The following is a 21995-nucleotide window of genomic DNA, read 5'->3' as shown; positions in this document are numbered from 1 at the left end:
CAAAATAAATACTTATAAAAGTGAAGGCTTCTGTTGCCAGGTGCCTCCGAACCCCGCTTAAACCTGCGACGGTTTAAGGCTTAATTTGAAGCCTTCGCACTGCTTAAGCAGCGAGACGTGCTTCCGCATAGTTGTCGTTTGCAACTACTAATTTAGTCCGATGACGGTGGTACAATGCCGAGTAAAAGAGCAATCTTTACACCCTTGTCGATCCTATTTCGCCCCCACCAAAGTATAAGCTTGTTGATTATATTTTGGTGGAGGCGCCGGGTACCGCCCCCGGGTCCAATGAGTTTACTCCATTGTCCGTTTATTACCATAGCTGGAAAACCAGCACTTTTAAATATAGATGAAGAACAGTCTTTGGGAAAGGGGGAATTGTTAATATTTTAAATCTTTTCATTATTGATAGGTTTCAAGATTTTATAATGTGATTGTAAAATGTAATTATTCATTCTTAGTTTTATGTATGAAATGACACATAACTTAGTGGAGTAGTTTAATATAAAACGATTTTGATGAGGTAAGCTAAAAATGGCTTAGATATCACTTAGCTTTGCCTATAGGAACTAAATGCAGCCATTTTCTATTGGATAAAAGAGAGCGTGAAATGAACGCAAAACTTATTGGATGATAAAAACAAAGCACTGAAATGGCTATTCCAAAAGTGGTGGTATGATATTGGGAAATCGTAAAAAATTATACAGCTTTTTATTATAGTTACTAGAAAAGTAAATGCACTTGATAAAATTTTAGATTTTAGCGCCAAATTATAAACTATTTTATACAGTCAAAAAAAGCCCGAGAAAACCAGGCTTTTTAAATTGATGTTTTTAAAAAATGAAAAGCTTACTGGATTTCATCTTTTTGAAGATATCCATTTTTTCGAGGATCTGGCATCAAAACAATTGCGATGAATGCAATTATCATCATACCGGTTATATAAAAATAGAAGACAGATCCATATCCAATATCTTTTAATCCAAGTGCTACAGATTCAGCAGAACCACCAAATAACGCGTTAGCAATGGCGTAAGATAAACCAACCCCTATTGCACGTACGGAAGAGGGGAACATGTCTGCCTTTATAATACCAGAAATGGATGTGTAGAAGCTTAGAATGCATAGCATTCCAATAATGATTGATAAGGCAACCCACATATTATTGGTATTACCAATTATTTTAAGTCCGGGAATGGTGAAAATGACAGATAAAAGACTCCATATAAAGAGTGAAGCTTTTGTTCCAATTTTGTCAGCTAAAGCACCGAATGCTGGCTGGAATAACATAAAAGTAAAAAGAGCTATCGTCATTATAGTTGTAGCTGTGTGTTTGTCAAACCCGCTGGTAGTGATCAAATACTTTTGCATATAAGTTGTGTAGGTATAAAATGTGAGCGAGCCTCCAGCTGTAAAACCAATAACCAGAAAGAAAGCTTTTCGATGGTTGCGTAAAAGCTCCATAAGGCTACCTGCTTGTTTTTTAGAACGACTTTCTTCAGTGGTTGTTTCATGGAGAGTACGACGTAAAAAAATCGCAACAATCGCTGCTAGTCCACCAATGGCAAATGGAATACGCCAACCCCACGCTTTTAACTGATCTTCTGTAAGATAAAGCGCTAGAATAAATATAACAAGGCTAGCTAAAAGTTGACCACCAATCAGTGTAGTATATTGGAAAGAACTAAAGAAGCCTCGATGATTTTTAAGAGCAACTTCACTCATATAAGTTGCTGTCGTACCATATTCACCGCCAACAGAAAGTCCTTGAAGCATACGAAGTAAGAGAAGAAGAACTGCTGCTGTTACTCCGATGGTTTCATAAGTAGGAAGTATAGCAATTAAAAATGAACCTCCGCACATCATAAAAACAGAAATAAGCATTGAACGTTTGCGGCCATAACGGTCAGCGATATAACCAAAAAGCCACCCACCAATTGGGCGCATAAGAAAACCAATGAAAAAGACTGCGGCAGCTTTTAAGAGTTGGGCAACAACATCACCATCTGAGGGAAAAAATTGCGACGCAAAGTAAATAGAAGCAAAGGAGTAAACATAAAAATCATACCATTCTACCAGATTACCTGATGCACTAGATACAATAGACATGATACGCTTTTTTGTATCATGTGTTGTTGAAGTTACATTATTTTCCATATTATCCCTCTTGAGTTCATATTGGCTTATTTCCTTCTACAGTATTTTACCTTTTGCGTCATCAAAATTTAAATCGCATAATAATAATTTCTTGTAATAAGTAAAATCAGCCATAATACCTTTGTGAAAGTTTATTTTGATCTTCTATCCCATGTTGTAAGTAACGATGTTGATCGTTCAGATGGAACAGGTGTGTGGGGACACGATCGATTTTTGGATATCAGATGCGATTTAATTTGCAAGCAGGATTTCCACTTTTGACAACAAAAAAGTTGTATTTGTGTTCAATTATTTATGAGTTTTTGTGGTTTCTTAAAGGCGACACAAATATTGCGTGGCTAAAGGAACATGGCGTATCTATTTGAAATAAGTGGACTGATAAAGATGGAAATCTTAGCCCTATTTATGGTTTTAGTGGCATTCTTGGCCTGCACCTGATAGGCATTATATTGATCAGATCAGCAATCTTTTAGATATGATTGACACAAATTCTGATTCGCGTCGTTTGATTGTATCAGCATGGAATCCTGCATTAATAGAGGAAATGGCTTTACTGTCTTGCTGTTGTTTATTCCTTTTAATTTATGCAGTTATTGAAGCGCAAATAACATAGTGCAATGAAACGTTTTTTAAAGCTGGCAATGCTTTTCTACCACATATTTCATAACAATTCGTATATCTTGTTGGTCAAAATAAATACTTATAAAAGTGAAGGCTTCTGTTGCCAGGTGCCTTGGAACCCTGCTTAAACTTGCGACGGTTTAAGGCTTAATTTGAAGCTTTCGCACTGCTTAAGCAGCGAGATGTTCTTCTACATGATTGTCATTTGCAGCTGCTAATTTAGTCTGATAACGGTGGTACAATGCTGAGAAAAGGGCAATCTTTATACTCTTGTCGATCCTATTTCGCCCCCACCAAAGTATAAACTTTGTTGATTATATTTTTGTGGAAGCGCTAAGTGCCGCCTCTGGGGCTAAAAGGTTTGTTCCTTGTCCATTTATGATTGTAGCTGGAAGACTAGTTCTTTAAATGTAGATGAAGAATAGTTTTTGGGAAAGGGAAAATTGTTAAATTTTAAATCTTTTCATTATTGATAGGTTTCAAGATTTTATAATGTGATTGTATTGTAAAGTGTAATTGTTCATTCTTAGTTTTATGTATGAAATAACACATGATTTAGTGAAGTATCTTAAAAAACAATTTTGATAAGGTGCTACTAAAATGATGATTTCAAAGGCATTGATGTAATGTTGGGAAATTGTAAAAAATTATACAGTTTTTTATTATAGTTATTAGAAAAGTAAATGCACTTGATAAAATTTTAATATCAAGTTTTTATAGAACAATCAGAAAAAGCCCGAGAAAATCGGGCTTTTAAAATTGGTCTTTTTAAAAAATGGAAAGCTTAATGGATTTCATCTTTTTGAAGATATCCATTTTTTCGAGGATCTGGCATTAAGGTAATTGCGATGAATGCAATTACTAGCATACTGGTTATATAAAAATAGAAGACAGATTCATATCCAATATCTTTTAATCCAAGTGCCACATATTCAGCAGAACCACCAAATAACGCATTAGCAATGGCAAAAGGTAAACCAACCCCTATTGCACGTACGGAAGAGGGGAACATGTCTGCCTTTATAATACCAGCGATGGACGTGTAGAAACTTAGAATGCATAGCATTCCAATAATGATTGATAAAGCAACCCACGTATTGTTGGTATTACCAATTATTTTAAGTCCAGGAATTGTGAAGATGACAGATAAAAGACTCCACATAAAGAGTGAAGCTTTTGTTCCAATTTTGTCAGCTAAAGCACCGAATGCTGGTTGAAGTAATATGAAAACAAAAAGAGCCGTTGTCATTATAGTTGTGGCTGTCTGTTTATCAAATCCGCTAGTAGTGATCAGATATTTGTGCATATGAGTTGTATAGGTATAAAATATGAGTGAGCCCGCACCTGAAAAACCAATAATCAGAAAAAAAGCTTTTCGATGGTTGCGTAAAAGCTCCATAAGGCTACCTGCTTGTTTTTTAGAACGACTTTCCTTCGTGGTTGTTTCATGGAGAGAACTGCGTAAATAAAAAACAACAATCGCTACTAGCCCACCAATAGCAAATGGAATACGCCAACCCCACGCTTTTAACTGATCTTCTGTAAGATAAAGTGCTAGAATAAATATAACAAGGCTAGCTAAAAGCTGACCACCACTTAATGTGGTAGATTGAAAAGCGCCAAAAAAACCCCGGTGTTTTTTATCAGCAATTTCGCTTATATAAGTTGCTATCGTACCATATTCACCGCCAACAGAAAGCCCTTGAAGCATGCGAAATAAGAGAAGAAGAACTACTGCTGTTATTCCGATAGTTTCGTATGTGGGAAGTATAGCAATTAAAAATGAACCTCCGCACATCATAAAAACAGAAATAAGCATTGAACGTTTGCGGCCATAACGGTCAGCGATATAACCAAAAAGCCATCCACCGATTGGACGCATAAGAAAACCCACAAAAAAGACTGCAGCAGCTTTTAAGAGTTGAGCAACAACATCACCATCTGAGGGAAAAAATTGCGACGCAAAGTAAATAGAAGCAAAAGAGTAAACATAAAAGTCATACCATTCTATTAGATTACCTGATGCACTAGATACAATAGACATAACACGCTTTTTTGTATTATGTGTTGAAGTTACATTATTTTCCATATTATTCCTCCTAAGTTCATATTAGCTTGTGTCTTCCTACAGTATTTTACCTTTTGCGTCATCAAAATTTAAGTCACGTAATAATAATTTCCTGTGAAAGGTGTTTTTTGGTGTATTTGAATTGTGTTTTTATGAATTTTGAAATTTCAATTTCCCGTAATAGATGGAATCAGTCATAATATCTTTATGAAAGTTTATCTTGATCTTCTATCCCATGTTTTAAGTAACGGTGTTGATCGTTCAGATAGGACAGGTGTGGGGACACGATCGATTTTTGGATATCAAATGCGATTTAATTTGCAGGCGGGATTTCCACTTTTAACAACAAAAAAGTTGCATTTGCGCTCAATTATTTATGAGCTTTTGTGGTTTCTTAAAGGCGACACAAATATTGCGTGGCTAAAAAAACATGGCGTATCTATTTGGGATGAGTGGGCCGATAAAGATGGAAATCTTGGTCCTATTTATGGTTTTCAGTGGCGTTCTTGGCCTGCACCTGATGGGCATTATATTGATCAGATCAGCAATCTTTTAGATATGATTAACACAAATCCTGATTCGCGTCGTTTGATTGTATCAGCATGGAATCCTGCATTAATAGAAGAAATGGCTTTACCACCTTGCCATTGTTTATTCCAATTTTATGTTTCTGATGGCAAATTGTCATGTCAACTTTATCAACGTTCGGCAGATATTTTTTTGGGGGTTCCATTCAACATTGCTTCTTATGCGTTATTAACGATGATGATTGCTCAAGTTACTGGTTTGAAAGTGGGGGATTTTATTCACACTCTTGGTGATGCTCACCTTTATGTTAACCATTTTGAACAGGCAAAACAGCAATTATCTCGTACACCGGGTGTTTTACCTGTGATGTTTATAAATCCAGAAGTAACAGATCTTTTTTCTTTTAAATTTGAGGATTTTAACTTACTTAATTATGAAGCTCAACCTCATATCAAAGCGCCGGTGGCAGTATGAAGCTTCCAATTTATTTAATTGCGGCTGTTGCCCAAAATGGTGTTATTGGTTGTAAAGGCACAATGCCTTGGCATTTATCAACAGATTTGCAGCGTTTTAAGGCTTTGACTTTGGGTAAGCCCATTATTATGGGGCGAAAAACTTGGGATTCTCTTGGGCGCCCCTTACCAGGGCGCACAAATATTGTAATTACGCGCAATCGCACTTTTACAGCTGAAGGTGCTGTTATCGCTCATTCTTTGTCTCAAGCTTGTGATATAGCAGAAGAGGTGGCCACTCAAAATGGTGCAGATGCAGTTTTTATTATTGGGGGTGGTGAAATTTTTAAACAAGGATTAATGATTGCTCATAAAATATTCTTAACAGAAATTTTTGCATCTATTGCAGGTGATAGTTTTTTTCCCATTTTTGATAAAGAAAAGTGGACTATTATTGAAACACAATATATTCCACAAGGAGACAAAGACAATTATCCGACGCGTTTTGTAATTTATGAACGGCAATAGCCATTTAAATGAAAGAATTTATCAATTGATTGTAAACAGATCATAGACCTTCTATAAAGTCAGTGATTAAGTTTTGAAAATGGTTGGTTTTGATTTATAGCACTAGTTAAAGAGGTGATGATGCCCTGGACAAATCAAAATGGCAGTGGCCCATGGGGCGGCGATAGAAATAAACTTGATGGTGATAAAAAATTACCGCCTAAGAATCCTTTTGGTTCTGGTGGCAATAACGGCGGTGATAATAGCTCTAATCTTGATGATATTCTGCGTAAAGGGCAGCATCAGCTTAAGCAGTTTGGTGAGAGTGGTATTTTTATTGTGTTATTTTTGCTTGCTGTTCTTTTTTGGCTATTCCAGTCTGTTTATATTGTGCAGCAAAATGAACAAGCAGTAGAATTGCGCTTTGGTGTTCCTAAAGAAGGTATTGTTGGTGATGGTTTGCATTTTCATTTTTGGCCAATTGAAACCTATATGAAAGTGCCTTTAACAGAAAAAACAATCGCAATTGGTAGTCAGTCTAATCAGGCACAACAAAGTGAAGGCTTGATGCTTTCAAGCGATCAAAATATTGTTAATGTAAATTTTTCTGTATATTATAGGATTTCAAATCCTAGCCAATTTTTGTTTAATGTGAGTGATCAAGAAGGAACAGTACGTCAGGTTGCTGAAAGTGCAATGCGCGAAGTGATTGGGTCACGACCTGTTGATGATGTTTTACGCGATAAAAAAGAAGAAGTGGCTGATGATGTCAAAAAGATTATTCAGTTGACTGCAAATAAATACCAACTTGGTGTTGAAATAAACCGTGTATCAATTAGTGAAGCTGCTCCTCCTACTAAAGTTGCTGCTGCGTTTAACTCTGTCCAACAAGCAGAGCAGGAACGTGGGCGGATGATTGAGGAGGGTAATCGTGTGCGTTTTACTAAGATTGGTTTAGCTAATGGTGAAGCTTCACGCACACGGGAAATTGCAAAAGGTGAAAAAGCACGGATGATTGAAGAAGCAATGGGGCGTGCTCAACATTTTCAAACTATAGCTCGTGAGGCTGCAATTGCGCCTGAGGCTGTTCGCTATCGTTTTTATATGGAAACGATGGGGCGTATTCTTTCTTCACCTAATAAATTAGTTTTGAATCAAACAGATTCTCCAGCAATACCTTATTTACCACTGAATGAATTGTTGCGTAATTCATCAGAAAAAACAGCGACAACATCAACACATTCCTCATCATTATTGGGGTCTAGTGTTTCTGGAGGGCGTTAATTATGCAGCAATCTCGTTTCTTTTTTATTTTGGGTGTTATAGTATTTGCTCTTGTTACTTTATGGGCATCTATTTTTATTGTTTATCCTCGTCAGCAGATGGCGATTAAGCGTTTTGGACAGATCGTAAAAGTAGAATCTGATCCTGGTATTTATTTTAAGGTCCCTTTTTTGGATCAGACAGTTGTTATTGATAACCGGCTGTTGCGTTATGATTTGCCTACACAATCTGTGCAAGTGCGTGGTGGTGCTTATTATGAAGTAGATGCATTCTTTATCTATTGCATTACAGACCCTAAATTGTTCTTGCAACGCATTGCGTCGGGTCGGCCACACATTGCTGCGCGTGAAAATCTTGCACCACGTTTTATTGATGCTTTGCGTGCTGTTTACGGTAAAAGAGAGTTCAAAGCAGCTTTATCGGACGAACGTGGAGCAATGATGGCTGAGGTACAACGACAATTTTCTGTGGATGCAGGTTCGTTGGGTATTACCATTGTTGATGTGCGTATTCGTAAAACTGATTTAACTGATGCTGTTTCTGAAGATGTATATCGGCAAATGGCGGCTGAACGTGAGGCAGCTGCAGAAAATATTCGTGCTCGTGGTCAACAAGAAAGAGATCGTATTGTGGCAGAAGCTAACCGTGAATATGAAGAAATTGTAGCAGCAGCAAAACGTGATGCTGAAATTACACGTGGTGAAGGGCTGGCTGAAAGTATTCGTCTTTTATTAAATGCCAGAAAAACCAATCCATCGTTTTATGATTTTTGGTTGGCAATGGAGCAGTATAAGAATTTGGAGAAAACTTCGATGGTGATTTCACTAAAGGAGGATTTCTTTTTCTATTTCCGTAATTTACCGCAAACAAAATTAAATATTAGCACTGATGGTTGATATGGGGTAATAAAACTGATAAAAAATAAAGGAATAGATCACAGCTGTAGACTTTGCCTTTTTCATTAAAAGCTTAACGTGTGGCCATTTTCTTTTATGATGAAGTTTGTATGGTATTGTAACCGACATGTTAGTTTTGCAGAAATGAATTTGATAATGCTTTTTTCAGCATTGAGCAAACGCATGTTATAGGTAGAAATATGTTACTGAAACGCTTTGTCACGGTAATCATTATCTGTATGGTTTTGTCTTTATTAAGATCAGTAAGTTGGTCTAATGTTACCTTACAGAAAGATATATCACTATCAGTTCCTGATTTAGCTGCTACCCTTTTAGATACAGTCGTAAATATTTCTACAACGCAAATAGTTGATGGGACTGAGCAAGATGAACATACTCCTGCTCCTGTTATTTCGAAAGATTCATTATTACAGGAATATTTTGAAGATTTTTTTACACCAAAAGATGGTCAGGAAGGTAGTCAGTTTCAAAAAGTACGTTCTCTTGGATCAGGTTTTGTAATTGATGCTCAAAAAGGGCTTATTGTTACAAATTACCATGTTATCGTGGATGCTGATGATATTGAGGTGAATTTTACTGATGGCACAAAACTAAAAGCGAAATTACTTGGAAAAGACAGTAAGACGGATTTAGCTTTACTTCAAGTAACACCAGGAAGCAAAAAATTAACAGCTGTACGTTTTGGTAATTCAGAGAAAGTACGTGTTGGTGATTGGGTTATGGCTATTGGTAACCCTTTTGGTTTTGGTGGTAGCGTAACGGTTGGAATTATTTCTGCACGTAATCGTGATCTTAATGCTGGTCCTTATGATAATTTTATTCAGACAGATGCAGCAATTAACCGAGGAAATTCTGGAGGCCCATTATTTGATAAAAATGGTGAAGTGATAGGGATTAATACAGCAATTGTTTCGCCTTCTGGAGGATCGATTGGAATTGGTTTTGCTATACCATCTGATATGGCTATTTCTATTATCAATCAATTGCGTGATTTTGGGGAAGTAAGACGCGGTTGGTTGGCTATTCGTATTCAACCTGTGACAGATGATATTGCAGAAAGTTTGAAATTGGACCAAGCTGTTGGGGCGTTAGTTGCGGGTAAAATCGAACATGCAAAAGTAGATAATAGCCAATTACATGTTGGTGATGTTATCCTTTATTTTGAAAATACCAAAATAAAGAATGCACGTGATTTACCGCGTTTAGCAGCAGAAAGTCCTGTAGGGAAAGTAGTGAATATTACGGTTTTACGTGATGGACAGGAAAAAACAGTAAAAGTTAAACTTGGTCGTTTAGTTGAAACTGATTCAGATGAAAATAAAACGGAAAAATCTGATAAGAAAAAAAGTGGTGCAGATCCTACTACAATACAACTTATGGGCATGACATTATTGGCACTTAACTCTGATTTACGCCAACGTTATTCAATTGCTGATAAGCTTAATGGATTAGTTGTGACATCTGTAGCACAAGATAGTGCGGCTGATAAAAAACGTATTCGTGTTGGTGAAGTAATAGTTGATATCAATCAAAGTGCGGTTACAACAGTTGATGATGCTAAAAAACGTTTTCATAAATTACGTGAAGCAGGACGCAAAAACGCTTTGTTTATTGTTGCTCGTCCTGATGGAGAATTGCGATTTGTAACAGTCCGAATGGATTGATGTTTTGCAATACCTTTTTTTCGTTGTAAAAAATAATTTTTATAAGGCAGTGCTTTTATACGAATGCTAATGAAAAGAGCTGTTATCGTTTATAGATAATGCAGAGATGTTTAAAATATCTGTATGCAAATTCTAATTTTTAGCTCATTTAGAATATATTTTATCGTAATTGAAGTTCATACCTACAAGAAAAAGTTTTTATAGAGAGTAGTTTTAATTTATCTATTAATCGTAATGCTTTAATCTTATTTTAGAATTATCGTATTGCTTGTTTTACCTTTTTAAAAAATAAAAATACCGTTACATTAGCTTTTTCTCTTTATTTAAATATATCAATGCTTCTGTGTTCACATTTTGTAAAAATTCTATTTACAACGTCATAGGTAAATACTGAATTCCATATTAATGATGAGCATTGCAATTAAGTGATTGATTAATGGATATAAAAGGCCTCTATTCATGACACAGAGAATGGTTACATTGATAGCTGGTCCAACTGCAAGCGGAAAGTCAAAACTTGCATTAAAAATAGCTCAAGAAAAAAATGCTATTATCATTAATACTGATTCTATGCAGATTTATGATGTGTTGAATATTTTAACAGCAAGGCCAACAAAAGCTGATACTTTGATTATTCCACACTATCTTTATGGTTATGTAAGTCCCACTTTTAACTATTCTGTAGGGCAATGGTTGAGCGATGTTGAAAAGCTTTTAAACTCATTTCCGTTAAAACCGCTTATTTTTGTCGGGGGAACAGGACTTTATTTTCGTGCGCTTTTAGAAGGGATTTCAAAAATCCCTTCTATTCCAGATGCTATACGGGAAAAATGGCGAATTCGACTTTATAAGAAAGGAGCTGAAAGTCTTTATCGTGAGTTATTACAGGTTGATGCTGCTCTTTGTGAAAAAATTGCTCCACAAGATGGACAACGAATTGTTCGTGCTTTGGAAGTTTATGAATCAACAGGTAAGAGATTAAGTTGGTGGCAAAAGAAAAAAACAAAATCCTTAATTGCGCAAGATTGTTCAGAGAAAATTCTTCTTATTCCCCCACGTCAATTACTTTATGAACGCATTAATGAGCGGTTTAACCATATGGTTGAAAGAGGAGTGTTAGAAGAAGTAATTGCTATGAAGAAGCTCATGCTTTCTCCTTTACTACCAGCGATGAAAGCTATAGGGATACGTGAACTTATGGCTTATTTAGATGGGTATAAAAGTTTTGAAGATGCTATTGAAGAAGCAAAAATGCAAACTAGGAGATATGCAAAAAGGCAAATGACGTGGTTTAATAACCAATTTGATGACAAATGGAATCTCATTTATTCATAAAACAAAGAGTAGGAAAAAATATCAAAATCGTTTAAGGAAAAAAGAATTTTTTGAATTAAAAATTTTTCAAAAAGCAATTTTCAATTGACGAATAACATTAATGAAATTAAAATCTTCATTTATAGAAAGTGTTCTTATCATAGTTGCTTATAAAGATAAGAAGTTCGATTTATGATATTTTCTCCTTATATGCTATAGGCTCCTTTGGAGCCTTTTTTGTTATGCTGTAGAATAAGCGAGTAGAAAAAATGACAGATCATCCAAGAACAAAAGATAGAGCAGATGGGAAGATAATGTCAGGGGCTGAAATGGTAATTCAGGCTCTCATTGATCAGGGGGTTGAACATATTTTTGGTTATCCTGGTGGTGCTGTTCTTCCTATCTTTGACGCGATTTATAAACAAGATTCATTTCAACATATTTTAGTGCGTCATGAACAAGCGGCAGGTCATGCGGCGGAAGGCTATGCACGCAGTACCGGAAAAGTTGGCGTTATGCTTGTAACTTCTGGTCCGGGAGCAACCAATGCTGTAACTCCTTTGCAAGACGCATTGATGGATTCTATCCCTATTGTTTGTTTTTCTGGTCAAGTACCTACAACTTTGATTGGAACAAATGGTTTTCAAGAAGCGGATACAGTTAGTATTACGCGGTCTTGTACTAAACGTAATTGGCTTGTTAAAGATGTGAATGATCTTGCACAAATTATTCATGAAGCATTTCATATTACTCGATCGGGGCGTCCAGGGCCAGTTTTAATTGATATTCCTAAAGATATTCAATGTGCTTCAGGTGTTTATAGGGCGCCTCAAGCTATGATATCTATGCATTATCATGCCCAACCAAAAGAGAATGCAAAAGCTATTGAACATGCTGCTTCTCTTTTAGCAGAAGCTAAACGGCCCGTTATTTATTCTGGTGGTGGTGTTATTTCATCAGGACTTGAAGCTGTACGACTTTTGCGTGATTTAGTTCAATTAGGAGATTTTCCGATCACTTCAACATTAATGGGGCTTGGGGCTTACCCTGCTTCTGGCAAAAATTGGCTTGGAATGCTCGGAATGCATGGAACTTATGAAGCTAATATGACCATGCATCATTGTGATGTCATGTTAGCTCTTGGTGCACGGTTTGATGATCGTGTTACTGGGCGGCTTGATGCATTTGCACCTCATGCGCGCATTATACACGTTGATGTTGATCCTTCTTCTATCAATAAAATAGTTAAAGTAGACGTTCCTATTATTGGGGATGTCGCCTATGTTTTAAAAGATATGATACAATGTTTGCGTGCACTACAACCTGTATTAAATAAGAAAAGTCAGGATGAGTGGTGGACACAAATTAATCAATGGCATGCTCGTAATTCATTAGTATATGTCGAGAAAAAAGATATTATTATGCCGCAATATGCTCTTGAACGGCTTCACGCTCTTACCAAAGATACCAATACTTATATTACAACTGATGTTGGGCAACATCAAATGTGGGCTGCTCAATATTGTCGTTTTGAGGAACCAAACCGTTGGATGACTTCTGGTGGTCTTGGAACAATGGGCTATGGTTTTCCTTCTGCTATTGGTGTTCAAATTGCACATCCTGATGCACTTGTTATATGTGTTTCTGGTGATGCTTCAATTCAGATGAATATTCAAGAACTTGCAACAGCAGTTCAGCATAATACACCTGTAAAGGTTTTTATTTTGAACAATCAGTATATGGGTATGGTCCGCCAGTGGCAGCAATTATTACACGGCAATCGTCTTTCTAATTCTTATATGGAATCGATGCCTGATTTTGTTAAATTGGCGCAGGCTTATGGAGCGGTTGGTATTTGTTGCTCAAAACCAGATGAACTTGATGATAAAATTCAGCAAATGATTGATTGCGATAAACCGGTTTTATTTGATTGTCATGTTGATAATTTAGAAAATTGTCTTCCTATGATCCCATCTGGGTGTGCACATAATGATATGCTGTTGCCTGATGAGGCCAATGATGAAGTGGTTGCTAATGCTATTCCTGTTACAGGACAATTATTGGTATAGGAAGTTTGAAATCTGTTATATTCAATTGAGAATTTTATTTCAGCGTATTTCACTATTCGTGATCATGATTTAATAAAATTAGTATGCCGGTTTAAGTTGATAATAAGTCGGGTATTTAAGCGTATATCATTGATTTATTTTTAGAATATGGAAATTATTGCCGTTTATTATATGTATTGGTTTGACTGTTTGTCGGTTAATTGGAATATTTTTCTTCAACAAGAGTAGGCTTAATTAAGGGGGTATAGGCGGTGGATTAGGTACAAGCTTTGTAATGGTGAAAGTATTTTGTGTAAAATTAGTATGACGATGAATTATTTTAATTTTTAAATTATTGAAAACCTATCTAACATTGATCAATTTGGTAAATGCTCTACGTTTTTTGAAGTTTATAAAATATACTAAATTTTGGCTCAAAAATGAGTTGAGATTTTAAAAACACCATAAGGATAAGCTTATCTTTCATAATAGTTTTTATTTTCAAAATGCTTGCTCTTTTTGTGCGAATCTTGTCTTGATAGACCATGCAGTTTTCATCAGAACAAGATAATGCGCTGAAGGCTGTAGCCGCGTGGTTGAAAGACGGGACCTCTCCTGTTTTTCGCCTTTTTGGCTATGCAGGAACGGGAAAAACAACACTTGCTCGCTATTTTGCAGAAACAATAGATGGTTCTGTTCAGTTTGCTGCGTTTACAGGTAAAGCAGCACAAGTTTTGCGTTCTAAGGGGGCAAGTAATGCTCGTACTATTCATTCATTGATTTATTGTCCTCGTGGTGAGCAAGAAGTTTCTGATGAAGTCACAGGTAAAACATCTATAACACCAACATTTTCATTAAATCGACAAAGTCCAATTGCGCAGGCCAAGCTTGTTGTTGTGGATGAATGTTCAATGGTAGATGAACAATTAGCACGTGATTTGATGAGTTTTCGCACGCCAATTCTTGTTCTTGGTGATCCAGGTCAGTTGCCTCCCATATCAGGGGGCGGTTTTTTTTCTAGTGGTACACCAGATTTTCTTTTATCAGAAATTCATCGACAAGCATATGATAATCCAATTATTCGCCTAGCTATGGATGTACGTGAGGGGCGTGATATTGCTTATGGAGATTATGGGCTAGCGCGTGTTGTTAAGCGCAAAGAGCTTGATCAACAATTGGTATTGGATGCTGATCAACTTTTAGTAGGGCTGAATCGAACGCGTTATCTTTATAATAGGCGTTTGCGTGAGTTAAAGGGGTTTATAGAAAAATATCCGCAGGTTGGAGACAGGCTTGTGTGTTTGCGCAATGATTCAACAAAACGTTTATTGAATGGCTCTTTGTGGACAGTTATGACTTCAAAGAAGGAACTTGTTAAGCCGGGTATTCATCTTCTTGTTAATTCGGAAGAGAGCGAATGGGGAGTTGTAAAAATTAAACTGCTCAAAGCAATTTTTGAAAATCCTGAAGATGAAATTTCATGGCAAATAAAAAAGAGATACGATGACTTTGATTATGGGTATGCATTGACTGTTCATAAAGCTCAAGGATCTCAATGGGATAATGTGGTTTTATTTGATGAAAGTTTTGCATTTCGTGATATGAATGCATGTTGGCTTTATACGGGGATTACGCGCGCAGCAAAACAGTTAACAATTGTTCGATAGGATGAAAAATAATTTTTATTGCCTGATTTTACAGGGAATTGTATTTTTCTCTGTCTTTAAAATTTAATAGAAATGGAAGTGTGTATGGCAGTAAAACTTTCAGTTAATCTCAATGCTGTTGCTGTTTTGCGTAATCGGCGCCATCTGCCATGGCCGAGTGTTACAGATATTGGGTATAAAGCACTTACAGCTGGTGCAGCAGGGTTGACGGTTCATCCACGGCCGGATGAAAGACACATTTGTTTTTCTGATTTACCAGATATACATTTTTTAATTAACAATAATTTTCCCACTGCTGAATTTAATATTGAAGGTTATCCAGGTGATATGTTTTTAGATATGGCAGAAAAATATGCTGATCAAATTACACTTGTGCCTGATGATCCAGCTCAGTCGACATCTGATCATGGTTGGAATTTTTCTAATGATGCGGAGTTTTTAATACCTATTGTACAACGCCTAAAAGAAAAGAAAATTCGTGTTTCATTATTTGCTAATCCAGTTGTAGAGGGTCTTGATATTGTTAAAGCGATTGGCGCTGATCGTGTAGAGTTTTATACCGGAGCTTATGGTGGGGCATTTAAAGATAAGGAACAGCAGAAGCAAGAGTTAGATAAACTTGTATTGGCGGCAAAAAAAGCCAAAGAGTTGCAATTAGGTATCAATGCGGGACATGATCTGACAGTTTCTAATCTTCCTGCTCTTGTTGATCGAATACCTTGGCTTGATGAGGTTTCCATTGGCCATGGGCTTATTGCTGATGCGTTAGAATATGGAATACATGAGACTATTCAGCGTTTCATCCGTTTATTAGTATAAATTTTTACTTATATTAGTTTGTTAATGTGGGGTAAAATTTTCTTGTAAATCGGAAAAATTGCTTGTTTTTATGATTTATCCAAAATCATAGTCATTAGAAAATCGCGATTGATATTATTTGCAATTTAATAGCTTTATTCCAAATAGCAAATTGAATGTTCATTTTAGGTTAAAATAAACCTTTAACAAGTGTAGAATCAAAATGTTACAATGTGTTGAGTGCACTGTTTATGGTTGACGGAAATATTTTATTGTATAGCCGGTATTTTTATAATTGTTATCAATCGTTTAACATGGTATTTCCCCATTTAACCTGAAAATAAAAGTAAGAATAAGCTTTAAAAAATTATTTTTGTTAACTAAATGGAATTATACAGATGATTATCAATCATTTTAAAGAGCGGTTGTATTTTATCATAGGGTAGGTGAGATTGGTTTTAATGTAAAAGTATGACTAGGTTATCATGTTTATTATGATTTTTTACTATTTATTTTGAGATCTAAATATATTTAAAAAAAATCTTCGAATTTATAGCTTTGTTGTTTGCAATATGCAAATTTAAAAATTATTCAATTACCATCTTATTATGAGTGGAAGTTTGAGCATTTGTAAGGTGCAAAATACGTAGAGTGGTTTTTTACTTTTTGTTTTATTTGAGTGAAAGACATTAAGCTTCAATTAAAATGTGGATATAAAGGAATATTTTCATGCGTGTTTATTATGATTGTGATGCCAACGTTAATTTAATTAAAGAAAAAAAGGTAGCAATTATTGGTTATGGTTCACAAGGACGTGCACACGCTTTAAATTTGAAGGATTCTGGTGTTCAAAATATACAAATTGCTTTACGTCCAGGATCGGCAACGGTTAAAAAAGCCAAAACAGATGGTTTTAAAGTTGTTGATGTTTCTCAAGCAGCACAGTGGGCAGATCTTATTATGATGGCAACACCTGATGAGTTGCAGGCTGATATTTATAAAGAGCATGTCCATGATTATTTGCGTGATGGAGCGGCGATTGCTTTTGCTCATGGTTTGAATATTCATTTTGGCTTGATTGAGGTTAAGGAAACCATTGATGTTGTGATGATTGCTCCCAAAGGTCCAGGCCATACAGTGCGTGGCGAATATCAACGCGGTGGTGGTGTTCCTTGCTTAATTGCGATTGCACAGGATGCTTCAGGTAATGCGCATGATGTGGCATTGTCTTATGCTTGTGGCATTGGTGGTGGACGTGCTGGTGTGATTGAAACAACTTTTAGAGAAGAATGTGAAACAGATCTTTTTGGTGAACAAGCTGTTCTTTGTGGTGGGCTGGTTGAGCTTATTCGTGCAGGTTTTGAAACATTGACAGAAGCAGGTTATGCACCTGAGATGGCTTATTTTGAGTGTTTACATGAGGTTAAATTGATTGTTGATCTCATTTATGAAGGCGGTATTGCAAACATGAATTATTCAATTTCCAATACAGCTGAATGGGGGGAATATATGTCTGGTCCACGTGTGATAACTGATAAAACCAAAACAGAGATGAAACGTATTTTAAGGGATATTCAAACAGGTAAATTTACATCAGATTGGATGCAAGAATATAAAGCTGGCGCGGCCCGTTTTAAAAGTATTCGACGCTTAAATGATGCACACCCTATTGAAGAAGTTGGCAAGAAACTGCGCGCTATGATGCCTTGGATTAGCTCTAATGCTTTGGTTGATAAGGAACGTAACTGAGATTTATTGGGTTATGCGTAAAAACTTTAAGTATAAAACTGAGTAACAAAAACTCTTTTTTATGATGTGCTTTTACGCATAACCTTTATTTTTTGTGTCTGATAGAATTCTTCTTTCCAAATATAAAGTACATAATACTTAAGAAAACAAACCAAAGTGATGTGTATTTTAAAGCTGCTAAAGTATCGGATTCTAACGTCAATAAAGAGATAATAAAGGCGAAGAAAGCCAGAGTAACCCAGCACATAAAAACACCTCCTGGCATTTTATAGATAGATGCATCATGTTGCGTAGGGTACTTACGACGGTAAGTCATATAGCTGATTAAAATCACGGACCATACAAATATAAATAAAATTGCTGAAATAGTTGTAACAATTGTGAAGGCACCTATAGCAGTTGGAGATAACGATGAGAAAGTATAGCCTAATAAAATGCACAGGCAAGAAAAGACTAATGCATTGGCTGGAACGTGATTGTTGGAAAGTTTTCCTAAAAAAGAAGGGGCTCCCTGTTTAGTAGCAAGGCCGTATATCATACGGCTAGTAGAAAAAATACCACTATTTGCAGAAGATGCTGCTGATGTGAGAACGACAAAATTAACTATACCAGCAGAGATTGGAATACCAGCAAGTAAAAACATTTCTACAAATGGACTTTTGTCTGGAACAACTTGATACCAAGGTATGACTGACATAATTACAACAAGAGAGAAGATGTAAAAGAGTACAATACGAATAGGTATTGAGTTGATTGCTTTTGGTAATATCTTTTTAGGTTCTTTAACTTCAGCTGCGGTTGTTCCAGCCAGTTCAATGCCAGTAAAAGAAAAAATAGCAATTTGAAATCCAGCAAAAAATCCAGTGATTCCTCGAGGAAAGATATTTCCATCATTCCATACGTTACTAAGAGAGGAAACAGTGCCATTTGGGGAAGTAAAACCGATAAAAACCATATAAAATCCAACAACAATTAATACCAGAATTGCTATGATTTTGATAAGACCGAACCAGAATTCAAGTTCACCAAATAACTTTACAGCTACGAGGTTAAACATTAAGAAGAAAAGGATACAAATAGGAACGGGAATCCATGGGTTGAGTGTAGGCCACCAAAATTGTGCATAACTAATGATAGCAATAATATCTGCAACTCCGGTTACAATCCAGCATAACCAATAAGTCCAACCAATAAAAAAACCAATAGTCGGCCCCAATAGTTCGGATGAAAAGTCCATAAAGGATCGATATTGTGTATTAGAAAGTAACAATTCTCCCATAGCCCGCATTACAAAATAGAGAATGCAACCAATAATGGCGTAAACTAGTATAATTGAAGGGCCTGCAACGCTGATTGTTTTGCCTGATCCCATGAAGAGACCTGTTCCAATAGCACCACCAATAGCAATAAGTTGTACGTGGCGATTATCTAATCCACGTTGTAATTCCTTTTTATAATCTTCAGCTAAATTTGGTTTATGATCCATTTTTAGGAGATCCCCTTTATTATTTAAGACTAAATTATGCTAACAAAAAGACAATGTCCTATATGGAAGCATGATACAAGTGAGTCGTAAAGTAGAAACTTTCAATGATTTTAAAGTCCAGTGGTTCATAGAGAAGAAAAGTGAATATAGTGAATATAATATTGGCAAAATTACATCAATTTGTTCAAATAGAACAGTAGAAGTTAACCTATAAAATTTAAGATATTACTCTTAATAAAGTAATTGGTATTTTGTAATATAGCAATTTACCAATTACTTTTGTAAAGCAGGCTGATGATTGATAAAATAAACGTGAAAATTTGTTATTCAAGTGATAACTGTAATTATATTTTCTACACAAAGGGCACATGATTATAGCCGTTTTACTTACTATACTTTTTTATGAGTGAAGTTTGTTGGTAAGATGAGTGTATGCTGAAATAAGTTATAATCAACAAACTTTAATAAGAATTGATATAGCCTATTTAGACATTCGTAAATATGTTTTCAATGTTAATTTATTTTTATCGAGAAAGTTTATTGTATTTATAGTTTTGTCATAGTGTTCAGTTTTCTTATATTATTTTAATATGATGACGGCTTCTTATAAAGCATTTTTGCTATAAAATTTACAAGAGAATGATAGAGAGCAGGTACAATGAATATTGAAAATTTTTGGTAATAAAATGGAAAGGAATTTCAATTTTTAATAGAAATATTGTGATATTATCACCAAATTTAACAATAAAATCTTATAGAATAAATGGTGGGTGATGAAGGCGTACCAGTTATTAATAAAATCAATAGGTTATTGTAAAAGTAAGGGAATTTGTACTTATTGATTCTATTAAGCTTTTTTATACCCTATCCCGCACCTTTTTGAAGTTTTTTATCGCTTATTCCTACCCATTTTTCCTAGATATTAAATCAGATTTGTAGGCATGATACTTGACTTTTATTGTTATGGTTCGTATAGTTATAGTATACGATAGGGAATGGTAATGGCAATTGTGAGCTTCAAGCATAAAGGCTTAAAATTATTTTACACAACGGGTTCCACAAAAGCTATTCAAGCAGCTCACACAAAAAAGTTACGTATTATTTTAACGGCTTTAACAAGTGCTACGTGCCCTGAAATGCTGAAAGCACCTGCTTTTAAAATGCGTTCTCTTAAAGGTGAATTTGCGGGCTACTATTCCATATGGGTTAACGGCAATTGGCGCATTACCTTTCGTTTTATCGGAACAGATGTTGAACTTGTTGATTATCAAGATTACCATTGATGAAAGGAAGTAAAACAATGATGCATAATCCTGCACATCCAGGTGAAGTTTTAAAAGTGGCTTTTTTAGAAGAAATGGAAATAACAATACAAAAATTAGCCGACCATCTCCACGTGACAAGAGCTTCTCTGTCAAGAGTTATTAATGGGCACGCTTCTATGAGCACCGAGCTTGCAGTTAAATTAGAATTAGCTGGTTTTAGTAAAGCGAAATTTTGGTTAGATATGCAAACAAATTATAATTTATGGCAAACAATGCAACGGGCACAACCACCTATTCGTCCTCTGGTTTCTGATACTACTCAAACGCCATTTTGATTTATCATTGATTTTTATGGCTCTTGGTTTGTTTTTAAAACTATGGTTTATAACGTTAACCTTTTTTGAGTTTTTCGATTGATTCCAGAGCCAATCTTTTGTGATCAGTAGTCTTTGTGTAAAGAGATGGCATTTCATCATCAGTCCACCCAAAGATTGCCTTAAGTTGTGCAACCGTAGCCCCTGCATTGGCAGCTCTTGTTGCGGCTAATTTTCTCAGACCATGTGCTGATTTCTTAACGCCGGCTTTATTACAAGCATCTCTAAACAGATTACCAAAAGTTTCTTTGGTAAGTTTTTTGCTTCCTTTTCCGCAAATGAATGTTTCATCACCAATAGGGCCCGTTTCAAGCGTTTTTGCTAATTCAGGTAAAATAGGAAGAAACACATCTGTCTGAAATTTGCTCTTTTCTGTCTTTAAATGAATGACATTATCCGTTACATTTTTCCAACCAATGCGTACAACATCTCCCCGTCGTAAGCCTGTGTAGAGAAGAACATCAAGCCATACACGTTCATGTGTACCAAGAGGCCATTGTTGATAATATTTATTGATATCTTCTTCTGTCCAAGCAGGGAAACCCTCTTTGTTTTTAAGAGATGGTCTTTTAATCCCTGCAGCAGGATTATCTTCCAAAAGCCCTTGTTCAATTGCCCATTTAAAAAGCCCATTAACTGCTTTTAGAAAATTCTGAGCATTTGCTGGTGTTTCCTTGCGTCTTTCAATACCAGCTATAATATGCGCTTTTTTGATTGCTTTATACGGAATGTCCCCTATGGCATCTGATACTTTTATTAGAATGAGTTCTTTTTGTCTTTTCGTAGCATGAGCTAGGTTATGCCAGGTGACGCTGTTAAAATATTGTTTTAGGAGCCATATGAAACTACCTTCAACCAGTTTACCAGGTTTAGATTTAGGGAGTGTGTATCCTTGTAACTCAGAAAGCGCTTTTTTATAATCGTCGACAAATTCTTGTGTACCATAGACTCCATGCACTCTACGCCTTTGACCATGGCCAATACGCACATACCATATAATCTTGCCATGACGCGTGATTTCCTTAACAAGGTGAGGCGGCCGTGGTTTAGGCATGACTAGAACTTAATACCGTCAACAGAACGGCAAGTGTTTTGA

At 35.8% G+C, this 21995-nt stretch carries 16 protein-coding genes, 2 other RNA genes and 1 pseudogene; 13 read left to right on the top strand and 6 right to left on the bottom strand.

Translation table 11 applies throughout. The features are described 5' to 3' along the window. Window positions 1–19: 19 nt before the first annotated feature. Together ssrA (J7R05_RS05185) and J7R05_RS05180 are read right to left on the bottom strand one after the other, a co-directional pair. Window positions 20–375: a transfer-messenger RNA gene (ssrA, locus tag J7R05_RS05185) on the bottom strand. A 474-nt stretch (window positions 376–849) separates the two neighbouring features. Beyond that, window positions 850–2157 carry an MFS family transporter gene (locus J7R05_RS05180; RefSeq protein WP_208541467.1) on the bottom strand — a complete coding sequence of 436 codons (1308 nt, stop codon included), beginning with the start codon at window positions 2155–2157 and terminating at the stop codon, window positions 850–852. Between the two features lie 123 nt (window positions 2158–2280). Between J7R05_RS05180 and thyA the strand changes: the two are divergent. Then, window positions 2281–2731 (top strand): annotated as a pseudogene (thyA, locus tag J7R05_RS05175) (thymidylate synthase); the annotation flags it as partial. 133 nt (window positions 2732–2864) lie between these two features. Here thyA and ssrA (J7R05_RS05170) read toward each other — a convergent pair. Continuing rightward, window positions 2865–3218: a transfer-messenger RNA gene (gene ssrA, locus J7R05_RS05170) on the bottom strand. Window positions 3219–3562: 344 nt separating this feature from the next. Beyond that, on the bottom strand, window positions 3563–4867 hold the full coding sequence (locus J7R05_RS05165; RefSeq protein ID WP_208541466.1) for an MFS family transporter: 1305 nt from the start codon (window positions 4865–4867) through the stop codon (window positions 3563–3565). A 186-nt stretch (window positions 4868–5053) separates the two neighbouring features. Between J7R05_RS05165 and J7R05_RS05160 the strand changes: the two genes are divergently transcribed. From J7R05_RS05160 to ilvC, 10 genes are all read left to right on the top strand, one after another. Further along, window positions 5054–5848, top strand: coding sequence for a thymidylate synthase (locus J7R05_RS05160; RefSeq protein ID WP_208541465.1), 795 nt, complete (start codon window positions 5054–5056; stop codon window positions 5846–5848). Further along, on the top strand, window positions 5845–6354 hold the full coding sequence (locus J7R05_RS05155) for a dihydrofolate reductase (protein WP_208541464.1): 510 nt from the start codon (window positions 5845–5847) through the stop codon (window positions 6352–6354). The genes J7R05_RS05160 and J7R05_RS05155 overlap by 4 nt, the downstream gene beginning before the upstream one ends. Window positions 6355–6474: 120 nt before the next feature. Then, entirely contained in the window at window positions 6475–7617 is a 1143-nt protein-coding gene (gene hflK / locus J7R05_RS05150) for an FtsH protease activity modulator HflK (RefSeq protein ID WP_208541555.1), read from the top strand. A gap of 2 nt (window positions 7618–7619) precedes the next feature. Continuing rightward, entirely contained in the window at window positions 7620–8513 is an 894-nt protein-coding gene (gene hflC, locus J7R05_RS05145) for a protease modulator HflC (protein WP_208541463.1), read from the top strand. Between the two features lie 200 nt (window positions 8514–8713). After that, entirely contained in the window at window positions 8714–10198 is a 1485-nt protein-coding gene (locus J7R05_RS05140; protein ID WP_208541462.1) for a Do family serine endopeptidase, read from the top strand. 459 nt (window positions 10199–10657) lie between these two features. Further along, window positions 10658–11533, top strand: a complete 876-nt coding sequence (gene miaA, locus J7R05_RS05135) for a tRNA (adenosine(37)-N6)-dimethylallyltransferase MiaA (RefSeq protein ID WP_208541461.1) — start codon at window positions 10658–10660, stop codon at window positions 11531–11533. Between the two features lie 248 nt (window positions 11534–11781). Continuing rightward, window positions 11782–13581 carry an acetolactate synthase 3 large subunit gene (locus tag J7R05_RS05130; RefSeq protein ID WP_208541460.1) on the top strand — a complete coding sequence of 600 codons (1800 nt, stop codon included), beginning with the start codon at window positions 11782–11784 and terminating at the stop codon, window positions 13579–13581. Window positions 13582–14105: 524 nt separating this feature from the next. Further along, window positions 14106–15227 carry an ATP-dependent DNA helicase gene (locus tag J7R05_RS05125; protein WP_208541459.1) on the top strand — a complete coding sequence of 374 codons (1122 nt, stop codon included), beginning with the start codon at window positions 14106–14108 and terminating at the stop codon, window positions 15225–15227. 84 nt (window positions 15228–15311) lie between these two features. Continuing rightward, window positions 15312–16046: a pyridoxine 5'-phosphate synthase gene (locus tag J7R05_RS05120; RefSeq protein ID WP_208541458.1), complete on the top strand. Its 735-nt coding sequence runs from the start codon at window positions 15312–15314 to the stop codon at window positions 16044–16046. A 708-nt stretch (window positions 16047–16754) separates the two neighbouring features. Next, window positions 16755–17774, top strand: a complete 1020-nt coding sequence (ilvC, locus tag J7R05_RS05115; protein WP_208541457.1) for a ketol-acid reductoisomerase — start codon at window positions 16755–16757, stop codon at window positions 17772–17774. An 85-nt stretch (window positions 17775–17859) separates the two neighbouring features. Here the strand turns inward: ilvC and cycA are convergent, their stop codons facing one another. Further along, a complete protein-coding gene (gene cycA, locus J7R05_RS05110) occupies window positions 17860–19260 on the bottom strand; it encodes a D-serine/D-alanine/glycine transporter (RefSeq protein ID WP_208541456.1) in 1401 nt (466 codons plus the stop codon). Window positions 19261–20261: 1001 nt separating this feature from the next. On the opposite strand from cycA, the gene J7R05_RS05105 reads away from it, so the two are divergent. Together J7R05_RS05105 and J7R05_RS05100 are read left to right on the top strand one after the other, a co-directional pair. Next, on the top strand, window positions 20262–20543 hold the full coding sequence (locus J7R05_RS05105; RefSeq protein ID WP_208541455.1) for a type II toxin-antitoxin system RelE/ParE family toxin: 282 nt from the start codon (window positions 20262–20264) through the stop codon (window positions 20541–20543). Window positions 20544–20560: 17 nt separating this feature from the next. Continuing rightward, window positions 20561–20860, top strand: coding sequence for a HigA family addiction module antitoxin (locus tag J7R05_RS05100; protein WP_208541454.1), 300 nt, complete (start codon window positions 20561–20563; stop codon window positions 20858–20860). A 55-nt stretch (window positions 20861–20915) separates the two neighbouring features. Here the strand turns inward: J7R05_RS05100 and J7R05_RS05095 are convergent, their stop codons facing one another. Then, the gene (locus tag J7R05_RS05095; protein ID WP_208541453.1) at window positions 20916–21953 is read right to left on the bottom strand and encodes a tyrosine-type recombinase/integrase; all 1038 of its coding nucleotides are present in this window, start codon (window positions 21951–21953) and stop codon (window positions 20916–20918) included. Window positions 21954–21995: the final 42 nt, after the last annotated feature.

The sequence above is a fragment of the Bartonella capreoli genome (genome assembly GCF_902813205.1).
Taxonomy (GTDB): Bacteria; Pseudomonadota; Alphaproteobacteria; order Rhizobiales; family Rhizobiaceae; genus Bartonella; species Bartonella schoenbuchensis.
The sequence above is the reverse complement of the archived record's forward strand: the minus strand, read 5'-3'. Positions and strand labels throughout refer to the sequence as shown.